Origin of the sequence: Sinomonas cellulolyticus, from assembly GCF_014656475.1 — a bacterium.
In the GTDB taxonomy this organism is placed as follows: Bacteria; Actinomycetota; Actinomycetes; order Actinomycetales; family Micrococcaceae; genus Sinomonas; species Sinomonas cellulolyticus.
This window is the reverse complement of record NZ_BNCM01000001.1, coordinates 204,446-229,039: the sequence shown is the minus strand read 5'-3', so window position 1 is coordinate 229,039 and position 24,594 is coordinate 204,446. Positions and strand designations below refer to the sequence as shown.

Annotated in this window: 24 protein-coding genes; 13 read left to right on the top strand and 11 right to left on the bottom strand. The window is 70.2% G+C overall.

Annotated features, from left to right (window positions below):
• Nucleotides 1–42: 42 nt before the first annotated feature.
• Nucleotides 43–1,644, top strand: a complete 1,602-nt coding sequence (locus tag IE231_RS01045; protein ID WP_189692073.1) for an ABC-F family ATP-binding cassette domain-containing protein — start codon at nucleotides 43–45, stop codon at nucleotides 1,642–1,644.
• Between the two features lie 3 nt (nucleotides 1,645–1,647).
• On the opposite strand, the gene IE231_RS01040 is transcribed toward IE231_RS01045, so the two are convergent.
• The 4 genes from IE231_RS01040 to IE231_RS01025 are packed head-to-tail and all read right to left on the bottom strand — an operon-like array spanning nucleotide 1,648 to nucleotide 3,872.
• Nucleotides 1,648–2,148: a YbaK/EbsC family protein gene (locus IE231_RS01040; protein WP_189692072.1), complete on the bottom strand. Its 501-nt coding sequence runs from the start codon at nucleotides 2,146–2,148 to the stop codon at nucleotides 1,648–1,650.
• Nucleotides 2,149–2,164: 16 nt separating this feature from the next.
• Nucleotides 2,165–3,130, bottom strand: a complete 966-nt coding sequence (locus IE231_RS01035) for an SURF1 family cytochrome oxidase biogenesis protein (protein WP_189692071.1) — start codon at nucleotides 3,128–3,130, stop codon at nucleotides 2,165–2,167.
• Nucleotides 3,130–3,372, bottom strand: a complete 243-nt coding sequence (locus tag IE231_RS01030) for a hypothetical protein (RefSeq protein WP_189692070.1) — start codon at nucleotides 3,370–3,372, stop codon at nucleotides 3,130–3,132. Before IE231_RS01030 ends, IE231_RS01035 begins: the two co-directional genes overlap by 1 nt.
• Nucleotides 3,369–3,872, bottom strand: a complete 504-nt coding sequence (locus IE231_RS01025) for a DUF3099 domain-containing protein (protein WP_189692069.1) — start codon at nucleotides 3,870–3,872, stop codon at nucleotides 3,369–3,371. The genes IE231_RS01030 and IE231_RS01025 overlap by 4 nt, the downstream gene beginning before the upstream one ends.
• Before the next feature lie 129 nt (nucleotides 3,873–4,001).
• Between IE231_RS01025 and IE231_RS01020 the strand changes: the two genes are divergently transcribed.
• Nucleotides 4,002–4,727, top strand: coding sequence for a beta-ketoacyl-ACP reductase (locus IE231_RS01020; RefSeq protein ID WP_189692068.1), 726 nt, complete (start codon nucleotides 4,002–4,004; stop codon nucleotides 4,725–4,727).
• A 76-nt stretch (nucleotides 4,728–4,803) separates the two neighbouring features.
• The gene (locus IE231_RS01015; RefSeq protein WP_189692067.1) at nucleotides 4,804–5,547 is read left to right on the top strand and encodes an SDR family oxidoreductase; all 744 of its coding nucleotides are present in this window, start codon (nucleotides 4,804–4,806) and stop codon (nucleotides 5,545–5,547) included.
• Between the two features lie 15 nt (nucleotides 5,548–5,562).
• Here IE231_RS01015 and serB read toward each other — a convergent pair whose 3' ends face one another.
• Nucleotides 5,563–6,450: a phosphoserine phosphatase SerB gene (gene serB / locus IE231_RS01010; protein ID WP_189692066.1), complete on the bottom strand. Its 888-nt coding sequence runs from the start codon at nucleotides 6,448–6,450 to the stop codon at nucleotides 5,563–5,565.
• Nucleotides 6,451–6,537: 87 nt separating this feature from the next.
• On the opposite strand from serB, the gene IE231_RS01005 reads away from it, so the two are divergent.
• Genes IE231_RS01005 through IE231_RS00995 form a run of 3 tightly spaced genes read left to right on the top strand, consistent with a single transcriptional unit; the run spans nucleotide 6,538 to nucleotide 9,009 of the window.
• A complete protein-coding gene (locus IE231_RS01005; protein ID WP_189692065.1) occupies nucleotides 6,538–7,344 on the top strand; it encodes an ABC transporter ATP-binding protein in 807 nt (268 codons plus the stop codon).
• Nucleotides 7,341–8,141: a sulfite exporter TauE/SafE family protein gene (locus IE231_RS01000; RefSeq protein WP_189692064.1), complete on the top strand. Its 801-nt coding sequence runs from the start codon at nucleotides 7,341–7,343 to the stop codon at nucleotides 8,139–8,141. Before IE231_RS01005 ends, IE231_RS01000 begins: the two co-directional genes overlap by 4 nt.
• Complete coding sequence (locus tag IE231_RS00995; RefSeq protein WP_189692063.1) at nucleotides 8,134–9,009, top strand: TrmH family RNA methyltransferase; 876 nt, start codon at nucleotides 8,134–8,136, stop codon at nucleotides 9,007–9,009. Before IE231_RS01000 ends, IE231_RS00995 begins: the two co-directional genes overlap by 8 nt.
• Before the next feature lies 1 nt (nucleotide 9,010).
• On the opposite strand, the gene IE231_RS00990 is transcribed toward IE231_RS00995, so the two are convergent.
• On the bottom strand, nucleotides 9,011–10,051 hold the full coding sequence (locus IE231_RS00990) for an AAA family ATPase (RefSeq protein ID WP_189692062.1): 1,041 nt from the start codon (nucleotides 10,049–10,051) through the stop codon (nucleotides 9,011–9,013).
• A 113-nt stretch (nucleotides 10,052–10,164) separates the two neighbouring features.
• Between IE231_RS00990 and IE231_RS00985 the strand changes: the two genes are divergently transcribed.
• Both IE231_RS00985 and lplAB read left to right on the top strand, forming a co-directional pair.
• Nucleotides 10,165–10,422, top strand: coding sequence for a type B 50S ribosomal protein L31 (locus IE231_RS00985; RefSeq protein WP_189692061.1), 258 nt, complete (start codon nucleotides 10,165–10,167; stop codon nucleotides 10,420–10,422).
• Between the two features lie 110 nt (nucleotides 10,423–10,532).
• Complete coding sequence (lplAB, locus tag IE231_RS00980) at nucleotides 10,533–11,591, top strand: lipoate-protein ligase LplAB (protein ID WP_229866413.1); 1,059 nt, start codon at nucleotides 10,533–10,535, stop codon at nucleotides 11,589–11,591.
• 44 nt (nucleotides 11,592–11,635) lie between these two features.
• On the opposite strand, the gene IE231_RS00975 is transcribed toward lplAB, so the two are convergent.
• A complete protein-coding gene (locus tag IE231_RS00975) occupies nucleotides 11,636–12,277 on the bottom strand; it encodes a dihydrofolate reductase family protein (protein WP_189692060.1) in 642 nt (213 codons plus the stop codon).
• Nucleotides 12,278–12,337: 60 nt separating this feature from the next.
• Nucleotides 12,338–14,992, bottom strand: coding sequence for an aminopeptidase N (pepN, locus tag IE231_RS00970; RefSeq protein WP_189692059.1), 2,655 nt, complete (start codon nucleotides 14,990–14,992; stop codon nucleotides 12,338–12,340).
• A gap of 86 nt (nucleotides 14,993–15,078) precedes the next feature.
• Between pepN and IE231_RS00965 the strand changes: the two genes are divergently transcribed.
• The 4 genes from IE231_RS00965 (at nucleotide 15,079) to IE231_RS00950 (ending at nucleotide 19,612) form a co-directional block, all read left to right on the top strand.
• Nucleotides 15,079–16,641, top strand: coding sequence for a circularly permuted type 2 ATP-grasp protein (locus IE231_RS00965; protein ID WP_189692058.1), 1,563 nt, complete (start codon nucleotides 15,079–15,081; stop codon nucleotides 16,639–16,641).
• A 63-nt stretch (nucleotides 16,642–16,704) separates the two neighbouring features.
• A complete protein-coding gene (locus IE231_RS00960; RefSeq protein WP_189692057.1) occupies nucleotides 16,705–17,631 on the top strand; it encodes an alpha-E domain-containing protein in 927 nt (308 codons plus the stop codon).
• A complete protein-coding gene (locus IE231_RS00955) occupies nucleotides 17,628–18,479 on the top strand; it encodes a transglutaminase family protein (RefSeq protein ID WP_189692056.1) in 852 nt (283 codons plus the stop codon). Before IE231_RS00960 ends, IE231_RS00955 begins: the two co-directional genes overlap by 4 nt.
• 206 nt (nucleotides 18,480–18,685) lie before the next feature.
• Nucleotides 18,686–19,612, top strand: a complete 927-nt coding sequence (locus IE231_RS00950; protein ID WP_189692055.1) for a hypothetical protein — start codon at nucleotides 18,686–18,688, stop codon at nucleotides 19,610–19,612.
• A 64-nt stretch (nucleotides 19,613–19,676) separates the two neighbouring features.
• On the opposite strand, the gene IE231_RS00945 is transcribed toward IE231_RS00950, so the two are convergent.
• Nucleotides 19,677–21,140: an SDR family NAD(P)-dependent oxidoreductase gene (locus tag IE231_RS00945; RefSeq protein WP_189692054.1), complete on the bottom strand. Its 1,464-nt coding sequence runs from the start codon at nucleotides 21,138–21,140 to the stop codon at nucleotides 19,677–19,679.
• Nucleotides 21,141–21,242: 102 nt separating this feature from the next.
• On the bottom strand, nucleotides 21,243–22,622 hold the full coding sequence (locus tag IE231_RS00940) for a glucose-1-phosphate adenylyltransferase (protein WP_229866437.1): 1,380 nt from the start codon (nucleotides 22,620–22,622) through the stop codon (nucleotides 21,243–21,245).
• A gap of 170 nt (nucleotides 22,623–22,792) precedes the next feature.
• Here IE231_RS00940 and glgA point away from each other — a divergent pair, with 170 nt between their 5' ends.
• Nucleotides 22,793–23,986, top strand: coding sequence for a glycogen synthase (glgA, locus tag IE231_RS00935; protein ID WP_194576511.1), 1,194 nt, complete (start codon nucleotides 22,793–22,795; stop codon nucleotides 23,984–23,986).
• 126 nt (nucleotides 23,987–24,112) lie between these two features.
• On the opposite strand, the gene IE231_RS00930 is transcribed toward glgA, so the two are convergent.
• Nucleotides 24,113–24,556 (bottom strand): Hsp20/alpha crystallin family protein, encoded by a 444-nt coding sequence (locus tag IE231_RS00930; RefSeq protein WP_229866412.1) that lies wholly within the window; start codon nucleotides 24,554–24,556, stop codon nucleotides 24,113–24,115.
• Nucleotides 24,557–24,594: the final 38 nt, after the last annotated feature.

Below are 24,594 nucleotides of genomic sequence, written 5' to 3'. Positions count from 1 at the left end.
GGCCCATCGTCGGGCCCCCACCCCCGAAAGGCCCTTCCCGAAGTGATCACTGTCTCCAACCTCGAACTCCGCGCCGGCGCCCGGCTGCTCATGGATGAGGTGAGCTTCCGGGTCGACAAGGGCGACAAGATCGGGCTCGTGGGGCGCAACGGCGCGGGCAAGACGACGCTCACACGGGTCCTCGCGGGTGAGGGGCTGCCGGCTGCGGGCACGGTCACCCGCTCGGGGGAGATCGGCTACCTCCCGCAGGACCCCCGCACGCCGGACATGGAGCAGCTCGCGCGGGACCGCATCCTCTCCGCGCGGGGACTCGACGTCGTCGTGCGCAAGCTGCGCACCACGCAGGCCGAGATGGCCAGCGATGACCCCGAGATCCAGCGCAAGGCGATGGCGCGCTACGACCGGCTCGAGGCCGAATTCCTCGCCGGAGGCGGATACGCCGCCGAGGCAGAGGCCGCCGCCATCTCCGCGAATCTGGCCCTCCCGGACCGCATCCTGAACCAGCCGCTGCGCACGCTCTCCGGCGGCCAGCGCCGCCGGGTCGAGCTCGCACGCATCCTCTATTCGGCAGCGGACACGCTCCTGCTCGACGAGCCGACCAACCACCTCGACGCGGACTCGATCGCGTGGCTGCGCGACTTCCTCAAGGCCCACCAGGGCGGCCTCATCGTCATCTCCCACGACGTGGAGCTGCTCGAGGCGACCGTGAACAAGGTGTTCCACCTCGACGCCAACCGTGCAGTCATCGACATCTACAACATGGGGTGGAAGCGCTACCTCGCCCAGCGTGAGACGGACGAGCGCGCGCGGCGCCGCGAACGTGCCAACGCTGAGAAGAAGGCCCAGGTCCTCATGGACCAGGCGAACAAGATGCGGGCCAAGGCCACCAAGGCCGTCGCGGCGCAGAACATGGCCAAGCGCGCCGAGCGCCTCCTCGCCGGCGTGGCGGAAGAGCGCGTGGCCGACCGCGTGGCCGCTCTGCGCTTCCCGGAGCCCGCACCCTGTGGCAAGACGCCGCTCACCGCGGAGGGCCTGTCCAAGTCGTACGGCTCGCTCGAGATCTTCACCGACGTGGACCTCGCGGTGGACCGGGGCTCCCGCGTGGTGATCCTGGGGCTCAACGGCGCGGGCAAGACGACGCTCCTGCGCATGCTCGCAGGGGTGGACGAGCCGGACACCGGCGAGGTCCGCGCGGGGCACGGGCTCAAGATCGGCTACTACGCCCAGGAGCACGAGACCCTCGACACCGAGCGGACGGTGCTCGAGAACATGCGCAGCGCCGCCCCCGACCACCTCGGCGATGCGGACGTGCGCGGCATCCTCGGCTCGTTCCTCTTCCAGGGCGACGACGTCGACAAGCCTGCCGGGGTCCTCTCCGGCGGCGAGAAGACCCGTCTGGCCCTGGCAACGATCGTGGCCTCGAGCGCCAACGTCCTGCTCCTCGACGAGCCGACCAACAACCTCGACCCGGCCAGCCGGCGCGAGATCCTCGGCGCGCTCAAGACGTACAAGGGCGCGGTCGTGATGGTCAGCCACGACGAGGGCGCGGTCGAGGCGCTCAACCCCGAGCGCGTCGTCCTGCTCCCGGACGGCGTCGAGGACCTGTGGAGCGCGGACTACCTGGACCTCATCACGCTCGCGTAGGGGCTACCGGACCTCGAGCTCCTCGGCTGCGGTGATCCGGGCGAGGTCGGAGTAGCTGATGGACAGCATCGACTGGTGGTCGCCCGCTCCCGCCCACAGGAGCGGGTAGCCGGCGAGGTGCACATCGATGAGGGTGCGCAGCCGCTCGGGGTGCCCCACGGGGGCGACCCCGCCCACCCGCTGGCCGGTGTGCTCGAGCACGAACTCCGGGGCGGCGCGGCGTACCTTTCCCCCGAGCGTGCGCGAGACGAGCCGTGTGTCCACGCGCGCGGCGCCGCTCGCGAGGATGAGGAGGGGCGCGCCGTCGTGCTCGAAGACGAGGCTGTTCGCGATCGCCCCGAGATCGCAGCCCAGAGCCTGCGCGGCGGCCGCAGCGGTCGGGACGTCCTCAGTGAGCGTGACGACAGTGTCGGGCAGGCCCGCCGCGGTCAGGGCAGTCCGTACGCGCTCGACGGCGGTGGGGTCGCTCCCGGCGGCCGCATCCGGCACGGCGGTGCGCGCCATCAGGGAGTGGCCGCCATCAGTGGAACCCCTGCGCGTCGAGGATCGCGTCCTCTTCCTCCTCGGCCGTCGGGCGCTTCTTCCGGCGCGGTGCGAAGCGTGCGGCGCGCTCGGCGGCCTCCCTGGCCGTGCGGCGGGCGTCCTCGCGCGCGAGCCGGGCCGCGTCGTCGTCCGCGCCCGCTTCCGGACCGGCGGTTGCCGCGGCGTCCCCTTCGAGCTCGGCGGCGGCCTCCGCGGCCTCGGCGGCCGCGTCGATCGCCGCGTTGCGGGCCTGCTGGCGAGCCGCGTAGCCGAAGCCGATGAACATGAGCACCGCGAACGCGAGCCACTGCAGCGCATACGAGAGGTGCGTGCCTTCATCGGGCTGCGGCTTGGGGAGCGCGGCGGGGGCAGGCTGGGCCGGGGCCGGGTCCTCGCTCGCGAGCAGCCCGTACGCGCCGGTCAGGATCGGGTAGGAGAGCTGCTGCGCGTAGGCGGGCAGGTCGATCGAGGCGAGCTGGCCCTCGGGCGCCCCCCGGTCGAGGGCAGGCTCGCTGGGCCGCAGGCGGACGACGACGGTCGCGGCCCCCGCCGGTGGCGCGGGGACGGTGTCGGGCCGGCCCTGTTCCTTGTTGCCGATGGGGAGCCAGCCCCTGTCCACGATTACGGTCTGTCCGGAGTCTGTCCGGAACGGGACGACCACCTCGTATCCGGGCTGGCCGTTGTTGGGGCGGTTGCGCACCACGCGCGTGTCCGCGGTCTGGTAGGAGCCGTGGAGCTCGACCTGCTTCCACTCGTGGCCCGCGGGCAGCGAGGAGAAGTCGCCGGCGGCCTGCGCGAAGGGCACGGGCGTGGCGTCGTAGTTTCTGGTCACGAGGTCCACGTTGGCCTTCGCCTCGTCCAGACGGGACATCTGCCACCGGCTCAGCAGCACGCAGGCGATCGCGAAGATGATCGCGAGCACGAGGTAGCTGAGCCAGCGGCGGGAGAACAGGAAACGGTACATCAGGGAGTCGCGGTCTCCTCGAAGGGCAGGGTCTCACGCCAGAGCATCCGGGTCCGGAGATAGTCCTCGAGCCAGTCACGGTGCTCGCCGCACGCGAGCCAGACCTTCCGGCGCTCAGGGGTGTGGATCTTGGGGTTGTTCCAGAGCAGCCGCCATTGGGCGGCCTCCCGGCAGCCCTTGCGCGAGCAGATCGGCGTCTCGGGCGCCGCCGGATCGCCCGGCAGCAGGGAGAAGATGCTCACGCGGCGCCCTCCTCGGGCCTGCGGTCGCGGGAGGAATCCGGGCGACGGTGGTCCTCGCGAGCCGGCTCCGCGTCGTCGACCGTCTCTCCCGGGATGGTCTCACCGGGGATCGTGTCTCCGGCCCAGTCGGCGCCGCGGTCCGCGACGTAGCCGGTGTCCTCGACGTAGCCGGTGCCGAGCTCGCCGTACGAGATGTGGTCCAACAGCTCGCTGTCGTACGTGTCGGCCTTGGTCTGCGCGTTCGCGATCACCACGGCGACCCACGGGAGGAACACGGCTCCGGCCACGGCGACGAGCTTGAACCAGCCGTCGAGGAAGAAGAGGGCGACGATGCAGACCATGCGGATGCCCATGGCGACCGCATACCGCACCATCCGCTGGTGCATGTCGACACTGTGGCCCGGAGCGGCTGAGGTGATGCTGTGGACCTCGCCGGGCACGCCGGCGTCGTCGGCGCCGTTGAACTCGGCCTCGTCCGCGTCGTGGTTGTCTCTGGTCATCACACTCCCAAGCACCCTCCATTGTCCCACCCCGGCCCCTGCGCGGCGAATCCCTGCCCGCTTTGGCTAGGATGCACCCTGAACCGGCGAGATGCCGAGTCCAGCCTCCCACTACCCCCTAGGAGCACAGTGAGTCCGGAAGCACCAGCCCCGCGCAGCGTCCTCGTCACCGGCGGAAACCGCGGGATCGGCCTGGCGATCGCCAAGGCCTTCCTCGCCAACGGCGACAAGGTCGCCGTGACCTACCGCACCGAGACCGAGCTGCCCGAGGGGATCCTCGGTGTGCGGGCGGACGTCACGGACGAGGCGTCCATTGACGCTGCGTTCAAGGAAGTCGAGGAGGCGCACGGCCCCGTTGAGGTGCTGGTAGCCAATGCGGGCATCACGAAGGACACGCTCCTGCTGCGCATGAGCGAGGACGACTTCACGTCGGTGCTCGACACGAACCTCACGGGTGCCTTCCGGGTGGTCAAGCGGGCGTCCAAGGGCATGATCCGCCTCCGCCGGGGCCGCGTGGTGCTCATCTCGTCCGTCTCGGGCCTGTACGGCGCGCCGGGCCAGATCAACTACTCGGCGTCCAAGGCCGGCCTCGTGGGCCTGGCCCGTTCGCTCACCCGCGAGCTCGGTTCCCGCGGGATCACCGCCAACGTCGTGGCCCCCGGCTTCATCCAGACGGACATGACGGCGGAGCTGCCCGAGGAGACGCAGAAGGACTATCTCTCGCGGGTCCCGGCCGGCCGCTTCGCGGACGCGGACGAGGTCGCCAACGTGGTCCGCTGGATCGCGAGCGACGAGGCCTCGTACATCTCGGGTGCCGTCATCCCGGTGGACGGCGGCCTCGGGATGGGCCACTGACGCTGGCATGATGGTTCGCAGTCACTGATCCACAGGGCGTATCGGCCCACCAAGCAGACCAGGAAGAGGAGCTCGCATGGGACTTCTGGACAACAAGACGGCGATCGTCACCGGCTCGTCGCGCGGCATCGGGGCGGCCACCGCCAAGATCCTCGCAGGCGAGGGCGCTGCCGTCGTCGTGAACTACCGCCAGAAGGCGCCGCGCGCCAACAAGATCGTGGCGGAGATCGAGGCGGCCGGCGGCCGCGCCGTCGCCGTGGGCGGCGACCTGACGCAGCAGGCCGACGTCGACGCCCTCGCCCAGGCGGCCGTCGACTCGTTCGGCTCGCTCGACGTCCTCGTGCTCAACGCCTCGGGCGGCATGGAGAGCGGGCTCGGCGACGACTACGCCCTGCGCCTCAACCGGGACGCCCAGGTCGCGATGCTCAAGGCCGCCGCGGAGCGCATGAAGCCGGGCTCGCGCGTCGTGTTCGTCACAAGCCACCAGGCGCACTTCATCGATTCGGTGGAGACGATGGACGCCTACGAGCCCGTGGCGCGGTCCAAGCGCGCCGGCGAGACCGCCCTGCGCGAGCTCATCCCGTGGCTGAGCGAGAAGGGCATCACCTTCGTCGTCGTCTCGGGAGACATGATCGAGGGCACCATCACCGCCACGCTGCTCGAGCGCGCCACGCCCGGCGCGATCGAGTCCCGTCGGGAGGCCGCCGGGAAGCTGTACTCGGTCGACGAGTTCGCCGTGGAGGTAGCGAAGATGGTCACGGCCGAGGTCGAGACCGGCCACACCGAGCTCGTGGGCGGCGCAGGCGACTTCCAGCGCTGACACCGCACTCGGGCGTCACACCCCAGCGAGGAACCTCACGACGTCAAGGTTCGGCAGGTCGATGGCGGCATCCGCCTCGGAGCGCACCTTCGGCTTGGCGTTGAACGCAACCCCGAGCCCCGCCGCGCCCAGCATGTCGAGGTCGTTCGCGCCGTCGCCCACGGCGACGCAGTGCTCGAGCGGGATGCCGTGCTGGCCGGCCCACGCGCGCAGCATCTGCTCCTTCACCGAGCGGTCCACGACCTCGCCCAGGACGCGGCCGGTCAGGGCGCCGTCGTGGATCTCGAGGTCGTTGGCGCGCCAGTGGTCAAGCCCCAGTCCCTCCGCAAGCGGGTCGAGGATCTGGCTGAAGCCGCCCGAGACGACGCACACCACGTGGCCGCCCGCGTGGAACGCCTCGACGAGGTCGCGGGCACCGAGGGAAAGCACGACGGCGCCGCGCACCCCGGCGATGACGCTCTCCGGGAGCCCGGCGAGGGTCGCGACGCGGGCGTGCAGGCTCTGTGCGAAGTCCAGTTCGCCACGCATGGCCGCCTCGGTCACGGCGGTCACCTCGGCCTTCTTGCCGGCGTAGTCGGCGAGGAGCTCGATCACCTCCTGCTGGATGAGGGTCGAGTCGACGTCCATGATCAGCAGCTTGCGTTCGGCGTCCCGCAGCGCCGCGGGCACGAGGGCAGCGGTCACGGGAAGCGCGGCCAGGGCGTCGCGGGCGGAGGCGACGCGGCCGGCGTCGAGCTTCACCTCTGCCGCGAGCACCGCGTACGGCGCGTCGTCCGCCAGCGCCGCGGGTGCCTCGAAGGGTCCGACCGCGGCACCGGCGCCCTCGAGCGCGCGGGTGGCGGCAGCGGCGTCGTCGGCTGTGAGCGAGCGGGCATACAGGACTGCGGCGAAGTGAGCTGGCATAGCGACGATTCTACTTTCCGGCGGGTTTCCGCGCCGTGTGGGCCGGAGTTCGCGAGCGGTGAACGACCTGCACTAATGTCAGAGGCCATGAGCAATGTTCTCCAGCTGTCTGGCGTGAGCGTGGTCCGCGGGACGAAGAAGCTGCTGGATGGGATCGACTGGCAGGTCAACGAGGGGGAGCGCTGGGTCATCCTCGGCCCCAACGGCGCGGGAAAGACGACCCTCCTCTCCATCGCGGCCGCCCGCCTGCACCCCTCGAGCGGCAGGGTCGGCATCCTCGACGAGACGATGGGCAAGGTCGACGTGTTCGAGCTGCGCCCGCGCATCGGCCTGTCCTCGGCGGTCCTCGCGAACCAGATTCCGGAGAACGAGAAGGTCCTCAACGTCGTCGTGACCGCCGCGTACGGGGTGACCGGACGGTGGCGCGAGGAGTACGAGAAGGACGACGAGCGCCGTGCCTTCCGCCTCCTGAACGAGTGGGGGATGGGCCCCCTGCTGGGACGCGTGTTCGCCTCGCTGTCCGAGGGGGAGCGCAAGCGCGTCCAGATCGCGCGCGCCCTCATGACCGACCCCGAGCTGCTGCTTCTCGACGAGCCGGGCGCCGGCCTCGACCTGGCCGGCCGCGAGGAACTCGTGTACAAGCTCTCGGAACTCGCCGCGGACGACGCCGCGCCCGCCCTCGTGCTCGTCACCCACCATCTCGAGGAGGTGCCACCTGGCTTCACGCACGCTCTCCTCCTCCGCGACGGCGGGATCGTCGCCGCGGGGCCCCTCGACGCGACCCTGACCGAGGAGAACCTCAGCGCGACCTTCGGCCTGCCGCTCGACGTGCGTGCGCAGGACGGCCGGTACACCGCCGTCGCCAAGGCCGGCGCAGCCGCCGCGGCACGGTGAACACCTTCTGGGGCGACGTCCTCATCTTCCTCGCCGGCCTGTGGGCCGGGACGATCAACACGATCGTGGGCTCCGGCTCGCTCGTGACGTTCCCCGTCCTCGTCGCCCTCGGCTACAACCCGGTCAATGCGATCATCTCGAACGCGATGGGCCTTGTGGCGGGCGGCTTCTCCGGTGCCTACGGGTACCGCCGCGAGGCCGTCAGCGCGAAGCGGACCCTCCTGAGGCTGCTGCCGGTCTCGCTCGTGGGCGGCCTGCTCGGTGCGTTCCTGCTGCTGAACCTGCCCGAGACCGTGTTCGCCTATGTCGCACCGGTGCTGATCGTCGTCGCGATCCTGCTGGTGATCTTCCAGCCCAGGCTCTCGGCGTGGGCCAAGGCCCGGCAGGCGCTCGAGCACATCACGCCCGAGCAGGCCGACCTGCAGAAGGTCCCGCTCATCCTGTATGTGCTGGTCTTCCTCATCGGCGTGTACGGCGGCTACTTCACCGCTGCCCAGGGCGTGCTGCTCATGGGCGTGCTGGGCATCTTCTTCCACGGCACGCTGCAGCAGTCCAACGCCATCAAGGTGGTGCTGAGCCTCGTGGTGAACCTCATCGCCGCGGCCGCATACCTCATCTTCGCGTTCGACCGCATCAACTGGCTCGCCGTCCTGCTCATCGCGGTCGGCTCCACGCTCGGCGGCTTCCTCGGGGCCGGGATCGGCCGGCGGATGAAGCCGCTCGTGCTGCGGATCGTCATCGTGATCCTCGGCATCGTGGCGCTCGTGAACATGGTCGGCAAGCTCATCAATGGCTGAACCCGGAACCACGGCGCACAGCACCCAGAGTACGCACGACGGCGCGCGGCCGGGCCAGGTGGTCAGGCTCACCTCTGCCGACGATCCCCGTGTGGCCGACTACACCCAGCTCACCGATGTGCACCTGCGCAAGGTCCGTGAGCCCGCGGAGGGCCTCTACATCGCGGAGTCCTCCCGGGTGCTCCGCCGAGCGCTCGACGCCGGCCACACGCCGCGATCCTTCTTCCTCGCCGAGAAGTGGCTCGAGGGCCTCGCCGACGTCCTCGCCGCCCACCCCGATGTGCCCGCCTACGTCGGGCCGCCCGAGCTCCTCGAGGCGATCACGGGCTTCCACCTCCACCGCGGCGCCATGGCCGCAATGCACCGCCCCGAGCCCATACCCGTGGCCGAGCTGCTTGCCGGGCTGCGAGGGAAGCCCCGCTCGAGGATCGCAGTGCTGGAGAACCTGACCGACCACACGAACGTGGGCGCGGTCTTCCGCAGCGCGGCGGCGATCGGTGTCGACGCCGTGCTGGTCACGCCGCAGTGCGCGGACCCGCTCTACCGCCGCGCGATCCGTGTGTCGATGGGTACTGTCTTCCAGGTGCCGTGGACGCGGATCGAGTCCTGGCCCGATGACGCCGCGCTGCTCAAGGAGGCAGGCTACGTGGTGGCCGGGATGACGCTAGGGGAGGGGGCGATCACGCTGGACGAGCTGGTCGCCGAGGACCACGAGAACCTCGCCCTGGTGTTCGGCACCGAGGGCGAGGGCCTGACACCGGAGACGGACCAAGTCCTTGACCGGCGGGTCACGATCCCGATGATGAACGGCGTCGACTCGCTCAACGTCGCGGCCTCGTCTGCGGTTGCCTTCTACGCGACGCGGTAGCTCAGGCCAGCCAGCGCCACCAGCGTGATGGCTCCCGCTCCGGCTCCGGCGTCGGTTCGGGCTCAGGCTCCTCGCCCAAGGCGAGGGCTGCCTCCACGATGTCGTCCGCGGTGAGCGTCACGACGGCCTCACGGTCGAGCGCGTCGAGACTCTGTTCCCCGTCGCGGGACAGCCGCAGTGCCTGCCGGTTGAGCGCCTGCTCGAACAGTGTGCGCGCGAACCGCGCATTTCCCGAGTCCTCGCTCGCGTGGAGCCCGGTGAGGATGCGGCGCAGCATCTCGTCCCCACCCGGCTCGAGCGTGTACTCGTGCTGGGCCAGCATCTGGTGGAAGATCGTCTGGAGCTCGTCCACGGAGTAGTCGGGGAACGTGATCTCGCGGGCGAAGCGGGAGCGCAGCCCGGGGTTCGAGAGCAGGAACGACTCCATCAGCCGCGGGTAGCCGGCCACGATGACGACCAGCCGGTGGCGGTGGTCCTCCATCCGCTTGAGCAGAACCTCGATCGCCTCGGGTCCGAAGTCCATCCGGCCGTCCTCCGGGGCCAGCGCGTAGGCCTCATCGATGAACAGGACGCCGTCCAACGCGCGCCGGATGACGCGGTCCGTCTTGATGGCAGTCGCGCCGACGTACTGCCCCACCAGGCCTGAACGGTCGACCTCAACGAGGTGGCCTTTCTGGAGCAGGCCGACCGCGCGGTACATCTCCGCGAGGAGCCGCGCCACTGTGGTCTTTCCCGTGCCCGGGTTCCCGAGGAAGACCAGATGCTGTGAGGTGGCCACCTCCGGCAGGCCGTGCGCCTTGCGGCGTGCCTGGACCTGAAGCAGTGCGACAAGGCCCCGCACCTGTTCCTTCACCGTCTCCAGGCCGACCAGCGCGTCGAGCTCGGCCTGCACCTCGGACAGCGGCCGGCCGGGCCCCGGCCTCGCACCGATGAGATCGCCGACCAGGTCGTCAACGCGCTCCGAACCGGGCAGCTTGAGCTGATCGGCCAACCGGCCGATGGTTTCGCGAAGGTCGTCGAGCGGATGGCGGTTGGGAGCCATGCGTTCACTGTAGTACTCGGTCGGCTGATACCATGGACTGCTGGCCCTCCAAACGGGAGGGCGTTCACACCTGGCCTCTGGCAAAATCCAGGGGCACAAGCAAAGGGCCCATTGTGAAGTCTGATATCCACCCCAAGTACGGCTACGTCGTCTTCAACGACCTCGCCTCCGGCAAGAAGTTCCTCACGCGCTCCACCGTCACCTCTGACAAGACCACCGAGTGGGAAGACGGCAACACGTACCCCGTCATCGACGTCGAGGTCTCCTCCGAGTCGCACCCGTTCTATACGGGCAAGCAGCGCATCATGGACTCGGCCGGCCGTGTCGAGCGCTTCAACGCCCGCTTCAAGAACTTCGGCAAGAAGGCCTGACCAGACCGATCCTGCCGGTCAAGGCCTCTGCCGCGCGAAGGCGCCGTCCCCCGGGGAGGGCGCCTTCGCCGTCTCCGGGCCAGCTCGCGGACGGGTCTAGGCTGGGTGCCGTGGCTGACTATCACGGTGAATTCAAGGTCCCCGGCGGCAAGCTCGTGGTCGCGGACCTGATGGCGGACGGCGGCGAGATCACCGCCGCGAGCATCAACGGCGACTTCTTCCTCGAGCCGGACGAGGCGCTCGCGGACATCAACGAAGCGCTCGTGGGCCTTTCTACCCAGGCACCCAACGCGACGATCGCCCAGGCGGTGAGCGACGCCGTCGGGCCCACCACGGTGATGTTCGGCTTCGACCCGGAGGCCGTGGCCGTCGCCGTCCGCCGCGCCCTCGGCCACGCGACCACCTGGGCGGACCACGAGTGGGAGATCCTCCCGCCCATCACCCTGACGATTACCGAGAATGTCGCCCTGGACGAGGTGCTCACCCGCGAGGTCGCGGACGGCCGCCGCAACCCCACCCTGCGCCTGTGGGAGTGGGACGAGCGCTCCGTGGTGATCGGCAGCTTCCAGTCCTACCGCAACGAGGTGGACCCGGACGGCGTCGAGAAGTACGGGGTCACGGTGGTGCGTCGCATCTCCGGCGGCGGCGCGATGTTCATGGAGGCGGGGAACTGCGTCACCTACTCCCTCTACCTGCCGACCTCGCTCGTGGACGGACTCTCCTTCGCCGACTCCTACCCCTTCCTCGACGCGTGGGTCATGGAGGCCCTCGCGAAGACCGGGGTCCACGCCTTCTACAAGCCGCTCAACGACATCGCGACGGAGGCGGGCAAGATCGGCGGGGCCGCCCAGAAGCGGCTCGCCAACGGCGCCATGCTCCACCACGTCACCATGAGCTATGACATCGACGCGGCCAAGATGACCGAGGTCCTGCGCATCGGGCGCGAGAAGATCTCGGACAAGGGCATCGCGAGCGCGCAGAAGCGCGTGGACCCGCTCAAGCGTCAGACGGGGATGTCCCGGGAGGACATCTTCGAGACCATGATGTCCACGTTCGAGGGCCGCTATGGTGCGCGCCGGGTCTCGCTGTCCGGCGACTCGCTCGACGACGCCCGCGCCCTCGCCGAGCGCAAGTTCGCCACCCGGGAGTGGCTGCACCGGGTGCCGTAGGCTCCCCGCGCGTCAGGAGGCCCGGGTCTGCAAGCCCGGGGGCGTCACGCCCGCCGGATCACCGCGTGGGCAATGCCGTCGCCGACCACGAGGGGGTCGCTTGCATAGCCCTCGGGCGGGACCCCGTCGCCGAACAGCCGCTCGCCGTCGCCGAGGAACACGGGGGCGATCGCGAGGTGCATCTCGTCGACGAGGCCCTCGGCGAGGAACGCCCGCACCGTTGAGACGCCCCCGCCGAGTCGGACATCGAGCCCGTTGGCGGCGTCGACCGCCATCGCCAGTACCTCTCGCGGCGCCGCGTCGATGAACCTGAAGACGGTCCCGCGCGCCATCTGCACGTCCGGCCGGGCATGGTGCGTCATGACGTAGACCGGGTGGTGGAACGGCGGATTCTCACCCCACCAGCCGCGCCAGGAGACGTCCGGCCACGGGCCACGGACCGGACCGAACATGTTCCGGCCCATGATCGTCGCGCCGATGCCGTCCTCGCCAGCCCGTACAAAGTCATCGTTGAGGCCCTCGCTGCCGCCTTCCTCGCCGAGCATCGCCCGCCCGGTGCGGGTGGCGAAGATCCACGGATGGAGCGACTCGCCGCCGAGGCCGAGTGGGCTCTCCTGGCTCTGGTCGGTCCCGGCCGCGAAGCCGTCGAGCGACATCGCGAAATTGTGCACCCTGAGTCTGGCCATGGTCGGATTCTCCCGGCGGGCGCCGCGCGGCGGCAAGGGTCGACTGACCTGAGCTGCGGCCTATCCCAGCCGCGACCGGTGCTGTGCGCGCAGTGCCCGGTACAGGTGGTCCCGCTGCTCGACGATGATCCGCCGCAGCGCCGCGGGCGCCGAGGCGTTCTCCCGCAGCCACTGATCCGTGCGCTCCAGCACGGGGTTCTCCTCCGGCTGCTGGTCCCACGCGAGCGTCGAGTCGGACGGGAACAGCCCAGCCACAAGCCGCGTCGCGATCTCCTGGGAGCGCTCCGCCCACACCCGCGTGAGCATCGCGAAGTAGCGTTCGATGAAGGGCTGGCGCAGCGCCTCCCAGCCCAGCATGTAGCCCTCGACGGTGGCCCCGAGCAGGTCGTTCGAGAGCGTGTCCCGCTCGACGGCGGCCTCCCAGGCCTCCTGCTTGGCCCTCGGGTCGGGCCTCGCCGCCACGGCGACGGCGTGGCCCACGGCGCCCTTGGCGGTCCGGTCCTGCGCGAGCTGGGCGTCGAGCTCCTCCACCGTGGCCCGGCCCTGGGCCGACAACGCCTGCCACAGCGCCCAGCGCAGGTCCTGGTCCACGGCGAGCCCGGGAACGGCCGCGGTGCCGTCGGCGAGGCCCCGCACCAGGTCGAGCTCGCGGCCGCCGTAGCGGCTGCCCTTGGCGAGCGCGCGGGCCCAGGCAAGCTGCTGGTCCGAGCCCGGCGCGGCGGCCTTCAGCTCACGGGCCACCGCCGCGAGGTACGGGTTGCGCAGGTCGTTGCGGCCCTCCCCGTGCGTGTAGCGTTCGATCGCCGTGCGGGCGTTGTCGAGCACTGCGAGCTGGACACCGACGGTGCCCTCTGAAGCACCGAAGCGCTCGACGGCGCGCACGTACGCCGCGGCGGGGACCTCGCCGTCGCGCGTCGCATGCCACAGCGCGGTCCAGGCCAGCGCGCGGGCGAGTGGGTCGGCGATCTCGCCGAGGTGCTCGCGGACCGTCTCCTCCGAGCGGGCGTCGAGGCGGACCTTGGCATAGGTGAGGTCCTCGTCGTTGACGAGGACGAGGTCCGGCACCGGCAGCCCTGCAAGCTCGGGGACCTCCGTCACCCCGTCCTCCGCGTCGTCGGGCAGCTCCACCTCGACCCGGTGGGTGCGCTCGATGGCGCCGCTGGGCCGGCGCGAGTACAGCCCGATGCGCAGCACGTGCGGCCGCGGCGCATCCTTCCCCGTCACGGGGTCCACCGCTGTCTGCCGTACCGCCACGCGGGCCAGCCGCTCGCCGCCTGCGTGCGATCCGTCCGGCCGGGTCTCGGTCTCGACGATCGTCGCGAGCACGGGAAGCCCGGCCGTCTGGAGCCAGGCCGCAGCCCACTCGCGCATGGGACGGCCCGAGGCGCGCTCGAGCGCGTCGAGCAGGTCGGCGAGGCTCGTGTTGCCGTAGGCGTGCTTCGCGAAGTACTCGCGCGCCGCCGCGAGGAACGCGTCCTCGCCCACATAGGCTACGAGCTGCTTGAGGACGGAGGCGCCCTTGGCGTACGTGATCCCGTCGAAGTTCTGCTCGGCCGCCTCGAGATCGGGGATGTCCGCCACAATCGGATGCGTCGTGGGCAGCTGGTCCTGCAGGTACGCCCACGCCTTGCGGCGGTTGGCGAAGTTCACCCAGGAGGCGGAGAAGTCCGTGGCACGGTCCACGGCGAGGGTGCCCATGAACTCGGCGAACGACTCCTTGAGCCACAGGTCGTCCCACCAGCGCATCGTGACCAGGTCCCCGAACCACATGTGCGCCATCTCGTGCATGAGGGTGTTGGCTCGGCCCTCGTACTGGGACTCGGCAGCCCGGGAGGCGAACACGTACTGCTCCGTGAACGTCACGAGCCCGGGGTTCTCCATGGCGCCGAGGTTGTACTCCGGGACGAACGCCTGCTCGTACTTGCCCCACGGGAAGGCGGGGGAGAACACCGAGTGGTAGAAGTCGAGGCCGCGCCGGGTCAGGTCGAAGATGCGCTCGGCGTCGAAGTGCTCGGCCAGCGAGGCGCGGCAGTACGCGGCGAGCGGCACGGTGAGCGGCTCGCCGTCGCGCGTCACCCCCGTCCACGACGCCTCGGCGCGGTGGTAGGGCCCGGCGAGCACCGCGGCCAAATATGTGGGCATGACCGGAGTGGGCGCGAACTCCCAGCGTGCGCTGGCAGCGTCTCCGTCCACGGGTTGGGCGGAGGCGGTCTCCAGCCCGTTCGCGCTCACGGCCCACGACGACGGCGCGAGCACCGTGAACGCGAACGTCGCCTTCAGATCGGGCTGCTCGAAGTTGGCGAAGTACCGCCGCGCGTCGGCAGGCTCGCACTGGGTGTAGAGGTAGGTGGCGCCGTCGGCCGGGTCCACGAAGCGGTGGAGGCCCTCCCCGCTGCGCGAGTAGCGGGCGAGGCCTGTGACCTCGAGCCGGTTCTGGGCCTTGAGGCCCGTGAGGCGGATGCGCGCGCCGTCGTACACGAGCGACTCGTCGAGGAGCCGGCCGTTCAGCTCAACTCGGGTGACGGACTCCCCGAGGAAGTCCGCGAACGTCTCGGCGCCGGGCTCGGCGCGGAACTCTATGACGCTCGTGGTCGGGAAGGAGTCCGCCCCGGGATCCTCGGCCCCCCGCAGGTCCAGGGTCACGTGGTACGAGTCGACGTGGAGGAGGCGGGCGCGCTCGGCGGCCTCCTCGCGGGTGATGCTGTGAGTTGGCACACGCCATTCAACCACGCAGGCAGGAGAACACGCTCCGGGGAGTGCCGAATATGCGACGGAGGGCGATTGGTGAAAAGCTGTCCTCTATGCCTGATCTCTTCGAGGACTACTCTGTCGCCGCCGAGCGTACCGGCGCGTACGACGAGATGTTCGCGCCTCCCCAGACGGCGCGCCCGAGCTACCGCCACCTGGCGGATGCCCTCGCAGAGCTCGACCTCGGCGACGTCAGCTCCCGGGCCGAATCGATGGCCCGCACGTTCCTCGACCGCGGCGTCACCTTCGACTACGCGGGCGAGGAGCGGCCCTTCCCGCTGGACATCGTGCCCCGCATCATCTCCGCGGGCGACTGGGACGTGCTCGAGCGCGGCGTGGCCCAGCGCGTCAAGGCACTCGAGGCGTTCCTCAACGACGTGTACTCCAAGATGACGGTCGTGGCCGACGGCGTGGTGCCGCGCCGCCTCATCACGACGAGCCAGCACTTCCACCGCCAGGTGCACGGGTTCGAGCCTGCCGGGGGAGTGCGCGTGCACATCTCGGGCATCGACGTGGTCCGCGACGCCGCCGGGACCTTCCGTGTGCTCGAGGACAACGTCAGGGTCCCCTCCGGCGTAAGCTACGTGCTCGAGAACCGGCGCGCCATGGCCAAGGGCCTGCCCGAGGCCTTCAGCCAGCAGCCCATCCGCCCGGTCGAGGAGTACCCGCGGCGGCTGCTCTCGGCACTGCGCAAGACGGCGCCCGCCGGCGTCGACGAGCCCACCGTCGTGGTGCTCACCCCCGGCGTCTTCAACTCCGCCTACTTCGAGCACACGCTCCTGGCGGGCCTCATGGGCGTCGAACTCGTGGAGGGACGCGACCTCATCTGCCGCGGCAACCGCGTGTACATGCGCACGACCGCCGGCGAGCAGCGCGTCGACGTCATCTACAAGCGGATCGACGACGACTTCCTCGACCCGCTCCAGTTCCGCTCCGACTCGATGCTCGGGTGCCCGGGCCTCGTCAACGCCGCCCGCGCGGGAGGGGTCACGATCGCCAACGCCGTGGGCAACGGCGTGGCGGACGACAAGCTCGTGTACTCCTACGTGCCGGACCTCATCCGGTACTACCTCGGCGAGGAGCCAATCATCGCCAACGTCGACACGTACCGGCTCGAGGAGGACGCCGCACGCGAGGAGGTGCTCGACCGGCTCGACGAGCTCGTGGTCAAGCCCGTGGACGGCTCCGGCGGCAAGGGACTCGTGATCGGTCCCGACGCGAGCCGCGAGGAGCTCGACACGCTCCGCAAGCGCGTGATCGCCGACCCGCGCGGATGGATCGCCCAGCCGGTCCTGCAGCTCTCCACGGTGCCGACCCTCTCCGGGAGCCGGTTCGGGCCCCGCCACGTGGACCTGCGCCCCTTCGCACTCAACGACGGGGAGGACGTCTGGGTGCTCCCCGGCGGCCTCACCCGCGTGGCGCTCAAGGAAGGCTCGCTCATCGTGAACTCGAGCCAGGGCGGCGGCTCGAAGGACACCTGGGTCCTCGCCCAGTCCTCCGACGTGCCCATCGAGGCCGAGCCGCGGCACTCGCTCAGCATCCGTGAGCGCACGAGCGTCTGGCCGGTCGAGAGCAACTGGCGCGACCGCCAGGCCGAGCAGCAGCAGCAGCAGTGAACGTGCCCGCAGCGGCGAGTTCCCGCCGTCGTCCGTCTTACCCCCGAGCTCTAGGAGGCCGCATTGCTCAGCCGCATCGCTGAATCCCTGTTCTGGATCGGTCGGTACGTCGAGCGGGCAGACGGAACCGCGCGCATCCTCGACGTGCACCTCGAGCGGCTCAACCACCTGCCCGGGCTCGAGCAGCGCAGCGTGGCGCAGGAACTCCTCGCCGTCATGGGGTCGCGCCCGGAGAAGGACGAGTTCGGGCTCAGCGACCTCCTGAACAGCCTCGCCTACGACCGCTCGCATGCGACCAGCATCGCCGGCTCCCTCGGGGCTGCCCGCGAGAACGCGCGCCGCGCCCGCGAGACCGTCTCCTCGAGCCTGTGGGAATGCCTCAACACGACCTACTACGGGCTCAGCCAGCACCGCAAGGACGTGGTGGGCACCTACCGGTTCTGCAACTGGGTCCTCGAGCGCACCGCCATGGTCCGGGGCCTCGCGGACACGACCATGAGCCACGACGAGGGGTGGCTGTTCCTCGTGCTCGGCCGTTCCCTCGAACGCGCCGACATGACCGCGCGGATGCTCTCGACCCGTGAGGTGCACACCGCGGGCATGTCGTGGGTCAACATGCTGCGCTGCGCCGGGGCGTACGAGTCCTTCCTGCGGACCCGGCGTGTTGCGTTCGACGAGCGCCACGCCGCCGAGTTCCTCCTCATGGACCGGCTCTTCCCCCGGTCCATCGTCTACGCCCTGCGCGACGCCGACGACGCCCTCGAGAAGCTCGACCCGTCGGACACCCGGGTGGGGCTGATCAACGACGCGCGGCGCATCGTGGGACAGGCCCGCACCTTCCTCGAGTTCCACCGGCCGGACGACCTCATGGCGGAACTGCCCGAGCACATGGAGCGCGTCCAGCGCGCGGTCGCCCAGACCTCCGACGCGGTCTCGCGCAAGTACTTCAACAAGGCCGACGAGCAGGCCTGGGTGGGAGAGGTTTCATGACCCGGCTGAAGATCCATCACCGCACCGCATACCGCTACAACAAGCGCGTCACGCTCTCCTACAACGAGGCCCGCATGACGCCGCTGACCGAGCCCCAGCAGGTGGTGCTCGAGTCCCAGGTGCGTGTCGCGCCCACGCAGGCGGCCGTGAGCTCCTACAAGGACTACTGGGGCTCGCGTGTCACGGCGTTCGACATGCAGATCCCGCACGAGTACCTCGAGGTCGTCTCCTCGACCACGGTCGAGGTGCACCGGGTGGAGCGCGTGCCCGTGGAGGGCGAGGTTGTCCCCTGGGAGCGACTGCGCAGTCCCGAGGTCGAGGACCAGTTCAGCGACTGGCTCCCGCAGTCGCGCCTCTCCGGCCCCGGGAACGAGGTGCTCGGCCTCGTGCCGGGCCTGGTCGAGGGGAAGGATCCGAACCAGGCGGCGCACGCGGTGTTCGACTGGATGGCCGGCGAGATGCGGTACATGCCCGGCTCCACGGCGGTGACGACGGACGCCGAGCAGGCCTGGAACCAGCGCCAGGGCGTCTGCCAGGACCTCGCGCACCTTGCCATCGGGTCGCTGCGGAGCCTCGGCATCCCGGCGCGGTACATCTCCGGGTATCTCCACCCGAGGTCCTCGGCTGGGATCGGCGAGGTCGTGGCCGGCCAGTCCCACGCGTGGCTCGAATGGTGGGACGGCGAGTGGCGCTCGTGGGACCCGACCAACCACAAGCCCGCGGGGGACTTCCACGTCACCGTGGCCCGCGGACGGGACTACCGCGACGTCCCGCCGCTCAAGGGCGTCCTCTCCGGCGGCGGCGGCTCGCACCTCGAGGTGTCGGTGGAGATAACCCGCCTCGCCTGAGGGTTGCGGGGTCCCGTCCGGTGGGTTGCGGGGTCCCGTCCGGTGTGTTGTGGGGTCCCGTCCGGTGGGTTGCGGGGTCCCGTCCGGTGGGTTGTGGGGTCCCGTCCGGTGGGTTGCGGGGTCCCGTCCGGTGGGTTGCGGGGTCCCGCACCGGTTGCCTGTGGATAACTCGCAACGTCGTGTGTCGCTCGTGCCACGATGGGCCCATGGCAGATGAGTACGACCTTCGGAATCTCCTGCAACGGAGCTTCACTGCTGCGGAAGCGCGTGGGCTCGGCGTCGACCTTCGGCAGCTGCGCCTTGAGGATGTCCGGCAGACCAGCCGCGGCATCTACGAGCCGTCGGACGGTCGCTCCCTCGATCTAAATCAACGTCTCGAGACGCATCTGCGCCTCCAGCCGGACGCGTGGGGGTCCCATCGTACGGCCGCGCACCTGCATGGCCTGTGGCTGCCGCCCTGGGTGGACGAACACGCACTGATCCATCTCAGCAAGCCCACGCACCTGCCCCGAGTCCGACGGCCCGGCGTCGTCGGGCATCGGGTGAAGATCATGCCAGGAGAGGTCGATGTATTTGCTGGCCTACGCCTATCGAGTCCGGCTCGCACATGGCTGGATCTGGCCCAGGAACTCACGCCCGCTGCCTTGATTGCGGTGGGAGACCAGCTCATCCGCCGTCCTCGCCCGGCATTCGAGGGGCGGTCGGCGCCCTATGCAACGAAGGGGCAGCTGCTCGATATGCTCCGGGCGCACAAGAAGGTGAAGGGCGTCGGCCGATGCAGGGATGCGCTGGCCGACATGCGGGTCGGCTCAGACTCTGTCCCTGAAACCCTTCTTCGCTTGAGCCTCATGGCCCACGGCTTTCCTGAGCCTGAACTGCAGATCCGGCTTGACCCGCGAGATCCGTACTCACCGAGCGCCGACCAAGGCTATAGAGGCGTGCGTATAGCACTCCAGTACGAGGGCAAACACCACAACAGTCCGGAGCAGATGCTGAAGGATGATTGGCGGGACGCGCAGTACGGGCGGCAGGGGTGGGCAACCATTCGCGTCGTGGCTGCTGACTTGAGCGATGACTTCGCGCGTCCACGTCGGGAGTTGCGCGCCCTGATGATTGAGCGGCGGGCCGCCTAGGGACGGGACCCCGCATGTGCCGGGACGGGACCCCGCAAGCGACGGGACGGGACCCCGCAACGGCTCACCAGGGGCTGGGCCTGTAGTCCTTGAGGAAGACGCCGTAGAGGTCGGTCCCCGCCTCACCCATCACGATCGGGTCATACACCCGCGCTGCACCGTCCACGAGGTCCAGCGGAGCGTGGAACCCCTCGTCCGCGAGCCGGACCTTGGTGTAGTGCGGCCGCTCGTCGGTGATCCACCCGGTGTCCACGGCGGTCATGAGGATCCGGTCGGTCTCGAACATCTCACCGGCGGAGGTACGCGTCATCATGTTGAGCGAGGCCTTGGCCATGTTGGTGTGCGGGTGCCCGGGGCCTTTGTACTTGCGCCCGAACTGCCCCTCCATCGCGGAGACGTTCACCACATACTTCCGCCGCGCCGTCGAGCGCCGCATGGCCGCCCTCAGCCGCGACACGAGCAGGAAGGGTGCGGTGACGTTGCAGAGCTGGACCTCGAGCATCTCGAGCGGGTCGACCTGGTCCACCACCTGCGTCCAGGAGTTGATGGTGGCGAGGTCTGGCACGAGGCCGCCGGCATCGATCGCCGTCCCTGCCTCGATCCGCTCGAGCGACGCAGAGCCGGTCGAGAGCGCGAGCGCTGTCACCGCATCTCCCGCGAGCGCGGGGTGCGACGACACGGAGCCGGCGATGGAGAGCGGGTGCTTGTCGTGGGCGTGGCCGAAGGTGAGCAGTTCGGGGCCGCCGTTCGCCGCCAGCAGCGCGGCGGGCAGCGGCTCGGACTCGGCCTCGACGAGGGGCGCGTACGCGTTGCCTGAGCGCCGCACGGTCTGCGCGGCGTTGTTGATGATGATGTCCAGTGGCCCCTCGGCGTCGAGGGCGTCGGTGAGCGAGATGACCTGGGCCGGGTCGCGCAGGTCGATCCCCACGATGGTGAGCCGGTCGAGCCACTCCGCCGAGTCTTCCATTGCGGCGAACCGTCGCGCCGCGTCTTTGGGAAACCGGGTGGTGATGGTGGTGTGGGCGCCGTCGCGCAGGAGGCGCAGCGCGATGTACATGCCGATCTTCGCCCGGCCGCCGGTCAGCAAGGCGCGCCGCCCGGTGAGGTCTGTGCGGGCGTCGCGCTTGGCGTGGCTCATCGCCGCGCACTCGGGGCACAGCTGGTGGTAGAACGCGTCGACCTGGGTGTAGTGCTGCTTGCAGATGTAGCACGGCCGGGACTTGATGAGGTGGCCGGCCACCTGGCCGGTCGCGGAGGGCTTGAGCTTGTTGCCCTTGGTCTCGTCGTCGATCCGGTCGGGCGCTGCGGTGGCGGTCTGGGCGATGACGGCCTTGTCCGCCTCGGCGATCGCGTCCCGCTTCTGGGTGCGGGTGAACCGCCGGTGCGCCTTGAACATCTTGCCCGTGGCGCGGCGCACGGCCACGTAGTCGGGGTGCTCCTCGTCGTACGTATGGATCGTGCCGAGGACCTTGAGGGCGGCCTGGATCTCCTCAGGGGTCAGTTCGGCGGGTGTGTCAGGGGAGCTCATGGCTTCCCATTCTACCGGCGCCCCCGGGTGCCGCACCGAGCACGACGGCGCGCGCTCACCCGGGCGAGCGTGCGCGCCGTCGTGCTCCGGTGGGATTCGGGCTCAGTGCCGCGTGTGGGTCGCGGCCGACGGCGCCGACGCTCCGTCGTCGGTGGGCTCGCCCCGGGCGGCGCGCGCCGCAGTGGCGTGCTTCTCCTGGATCTTCTCGGCGACCTCCGGCATGCCGGCGGCGATCTCCTCGAGCGACTTGGGCAGCTTGGCGAGCCACGCGGCGGCGAGGCGGCGCTCGTCGCCGTCCGGCTCGGGGACCTCCTGGCCCTTCGACAGCACGGTGATCCCGGAGGCCGTGACCTCGAAGCCGCGCAGGCGGTCGAGCTTCTCGTCCACGCCGACGGTCGCTCCGGGCGGGATGACCACGTTCTTGTCCACGATGGCGCGGTTGACCACGGCGCCGGAGCCGACGCGGACGCAGTCCATGAGGACGGAGTCGAGGACGCGGGCGGCGGAATCGACCCGCACGTCATGGGAGAGGACCGAGCCCTCGACGATCCCGCCGGAGATGACGGAGCCGTTCGAGACGATCGAGTCCAGCGCCGTGCCGACCGTCCCGCCCGCGCCGCGGACGAACTTGGCCGGCGGCGAGACGGTCTGGTGGGTGTAGATGGGCCACTCGAGGTTGTAGAGATTGAAGACGGGCAGCGGGGAGATGAGGTCCATGTGGGCGTCGTAGAACGAGTCGAGGGTACCCACGTCCCGCCAGTAGGTGCGGTCCCGGTCGGTCGCACCGGGGATCTCGTTCTTGGTGAAGTCGTAGACACCGGCCTCGCCGCGCTCGACGAAGAACGGGATGATGTCCCCGCCCATGTCGTGCTTCGTGTCGAGCCGCTCGGCGTCGGCCTTGAGGGCGTCGACCAGCGCGTGGGCGTCGAAGACGTAGTTGCCCATCGAGGCCAGGAACTGCTGCGGGTCGTCCGGCAGGCCCGGGGTGGTCTCCGGCTTCTCGACGAACGCCTTGATCATCCCCGGCGCGCCCGGGTCGGTCTCGATGACCCCGAACTGGTTGGCCATGTCCAGCGGCTGCCGCACTGCGGCAACGGTGGCCTTCGCACCGGAGGCGATGTGGGACTGGACCATCTGCTCGAAGTCCATCCGGTACACGTGGTCCGCGCCGACTACGACGACGATCTCCGGCTGCGCGTCGTAGATGAGGTTCAGTGACTGGTAGATCGCGTTCGCGCTGCCGAGGAACCACGACTTGCCCACGCGCTGCTGCGCGGGCACGGACGCGACGTAGTTGCCCAGCTGGGGGGACAGGCGCCAGGTCTCGGAGATGTGCCGGTCCAGCGAGTGGGACTTGTACTGCGTGAGCACCACGATCTGGAGATACCCCGAGTTGACGAGGTTGGACATCGCGAAGTCAATCAGCCGGTATCCCCCGGCGAAGGGGACCGCGGGCTTGGCCCTGTCTGCCGTCAGCGGCATGAGGCGCTTACCCTCGCCGCCCGCGAGGACAATCGCCAAAACCTTCTTCGGTGCCACTGCGCAACCCCCGTCATCTCTCGTTAAGGCCCATGTAACCCGGCCTCCGCGGCTGCGGAGCGCGGTTGTCTTCACACTAGATCACGATCCCTTGACCCACTACGTTGAATTCCGTGCGAATCGACATTGTGACCAAGGAATTCCCCCCGGAGATCTACGGCGGCGCGGGGGTCCACGTGGCAGAGCTGAGCAGGGTCCTCGCGCGCGAGGTCGATCTGCACGTGCACGCCTTCGGCGCGCCGCGGGAGCCGGAGGTCGACGGCGCGGCCGTCACCTCCTACCAGGTGCCCGAGTACCTGGCGAACGCGAATGCGGCCCTCCAGACCTTCGGGATCGACCTCGGCATCGTCCCCGACGTCGCGGGGGCGGACCTCGTGCACTCGCACACCTGGTACGCCAACATGGCCGGCCACCTGGCCTCCCTCATGCACGGCATCCCGCACGTGCTCAGCGCCCACAGCCTCGAGCCGCTGCGCCCCTGGAAGGCCGAGCAGCTGGGCGGCGGCTACCGACTCTCCTCGTGGGCGGAGAAGACGGCGTACGAGGCGGCCGACGCGATCATCGCCGTCTCGCACGGCATGCGGGCGGACATCCTGCGCTGCTACCCGGACGTGGACCCGGACAAGGTCCGCGTCGTCCACAACGGCATCGACGTCTCGCGCTGGGGCCGCGACGAGGGCACGGAGCATCTGGGCGCGCTGGGGATCGATCCGGCCAAGCCCTCGGTCGTGTTCGTTGGCCGCAACACGCGCCAGAAGGGGGTCCCGTACCTCCTGCGGGCCGCGGCGAAGCTCCCGGCGGACGTGCAGCTCGTGCTGTGCCTCGGCGCGGCGGATACGCCCGAGCTCGCCAAGGAGACCGAGGCGCTGATCGACGGGCTGCGCGCCGAGCGCGAGGGGGTTGTGCTCATCGAGCGGATGCTCCCGCGGAACGAGCTCATCCAGGTCCTCAGCCACGCCACGGCGTTCGCCTGCCCGAGCATCTACGAGCCGCTGGGCATCGTGAACCTCGAGGCGATGGCGTGCGGGGCGGCCGTGGTCGCCACGGCGACGGGCGGCATCCCCGAGGTCGTGGACCACGGGACCACGGGTCTCCTCGTGCCCATCGAGCAGGTCACGGACGGGACCGGCACGCCCCTGGACCCGGAGAAGTTCGTGGCCGACTTCGCAGCGGCCCTCACCGAGGTTGTCTCGGATCCTGAGCGCGCCCGCGCGATGGGCGAGGCGGGCCGCGCCCGCGCCGAGCGCGACTTCTCGTGGGAGACGATCGGGCAGACCACCCTCGAGGTGTACCGCAGCGTGCTGTAGCACGCCCGTGCCACGGCGCGGCCGCGCACGCTGTGCCGGCACCGAGACGCGGACGACGGCGGCGGCGCCCCCCGCGCGGGGTGCGCCGCCGTTGTCGTGCTCACCTGCTCGGCGCAGAGGCCGCGGTCAGTCCCGGCTCACGTTGACCTTCGTGGGCCCGGGCCCCGACTCGGGGGCGACCGGAACGCGGACCTCGAGCACCCCGTCGTGGTAGCTTGCGCTCACGTCCTCGCCGCGCGCCCCCCGCGGAAGGTCCACCGCGCGGGCGAACGAGCCGTACTTGAACTCGCTGCGGTACCCGTTCTTGGACTTCTTCTCGACGTCCTCGCGCCGCTCGGCCTTGATCGAGAGCACGCCGTCGTGGACGGTGACCTCTACGTCCCTCTCAGGGTCGATCCCGGGCAGCTCGACTCGCACCACGAGCGAGTCCGCGTCGCGGTACTGCTCGGTGCGCAGCCATGAGGTCTCCCATTCGTCGACGAAGCGCTTGAACTGCTCGGGCAGCCCGAACCTGCGCATGCCCTCCGGCATCATGTCCCATGGGCCTCTGCGGCCCCATCCCTCGGCCATGGACTCCTCCTGGTCTGCCCCGGGCGCCGGTGCGGCCG

Coding starts and splice junctions, on each gene's coding strand:
- IE231_RS01040 (WP_189692072.1), bottom strand. CDS start 2,148: ATGGCGCGCACCGCCGTGCCGGATGCGGCCGCCGGGAGCGACCCCACC.
- IE231_RS01035 (WP_189692071.1), bottom strand. CDS start 3,130: ATGTACCGTTTCCTGTTCTCCCGCCGCTGGCTCAGCTACCTCGTGCTC.
- IE231_RS01025 (WP_189692069.1), bottom strand. CDS start 3,872: ATGACCAGAGACAACCACGACGCGGACGAGGCCGAGTTCAACGGCGCC.
- IE231_RS01015 (WP_189692067.1), top strand. CDS start 4,804: ATGGGACTTCTGGACAACAAGACGGCGATCGTCACCGGCTCGTCGCGC.
- serB (WP_189692066.1), bottom strand. CDS start 6,450: ATGCCAGCTCACTTCGCCGCAGTCCTGTATGCCCGCTCGCTCACAGCC.
- IE231_RS01005 (WP_189692065.1), top strand. CDS start 6,538: ATGAGCAATGTTCTCCAGCTGTCTGGCGTGAGCGTGGTCCGCGGGACG.
- IE231_RS00995 (WP_189692063.1), top strand. CDS start 8,134: ATGGCTGAACCCGGAACCACGGCGCACAGCACCCAGAGTACGCACGAC.
- IE231_RS00990 (WP_189692062.1), bottom strand. CDS start 10,051: ATGGCTCCCAACCGCCATCCGCTCGACGACCTTCGCGAAACCATCGGC.
- IE231_RS00975 (WP_189692060.1), bottom strand. CDS start 12,277: ATGGCCAGACTCAGGGTGCACAATTTCGCGATGTCGCTCGACGGCTTC.
- IE231_RS00965 (WP_189692058.1), top strand. CDS start 15,079: ATGCCTGATCTCTTCGAGGACTACTCTGTCGCCGCCGAGCGTACCGGC.
- IE231_RS00955 (WP_189692056.1), top strand. CDS start 17,628: ATGACCCGGCTGAAGATCCATCACCGCACCGCATACCGCTACAACAAG.
- IE231_RS00950 (WP_189692055.1), top strand. CDS start 18,686: ATGGCAGATGAGTACGACCTTCGGAATCTCCTGCAACGGAGCTTCACT.
- IE231_RS00945 (WP_189692054.1), bottom strand. CDS start 21,140: ATGAGCTCCCCTGACACACCCGCCGAACTGACCCCTGAGGAGATCCAG.
- IE231_RS00940 (WP_229866437.1), bottom strand. CDS start 22,622: ATGCCGCTGACGGCAGACAGGGCCAAGCCCGCGGTCCCCTTCGCCGGG.
- IE231_RS00930 (WP_229866412.1), bottom strand. CDS start 24,556: ATGGCCGAGGGATGGGGCCGCAGAGGCCCATGGGACATGATGCCGGAG.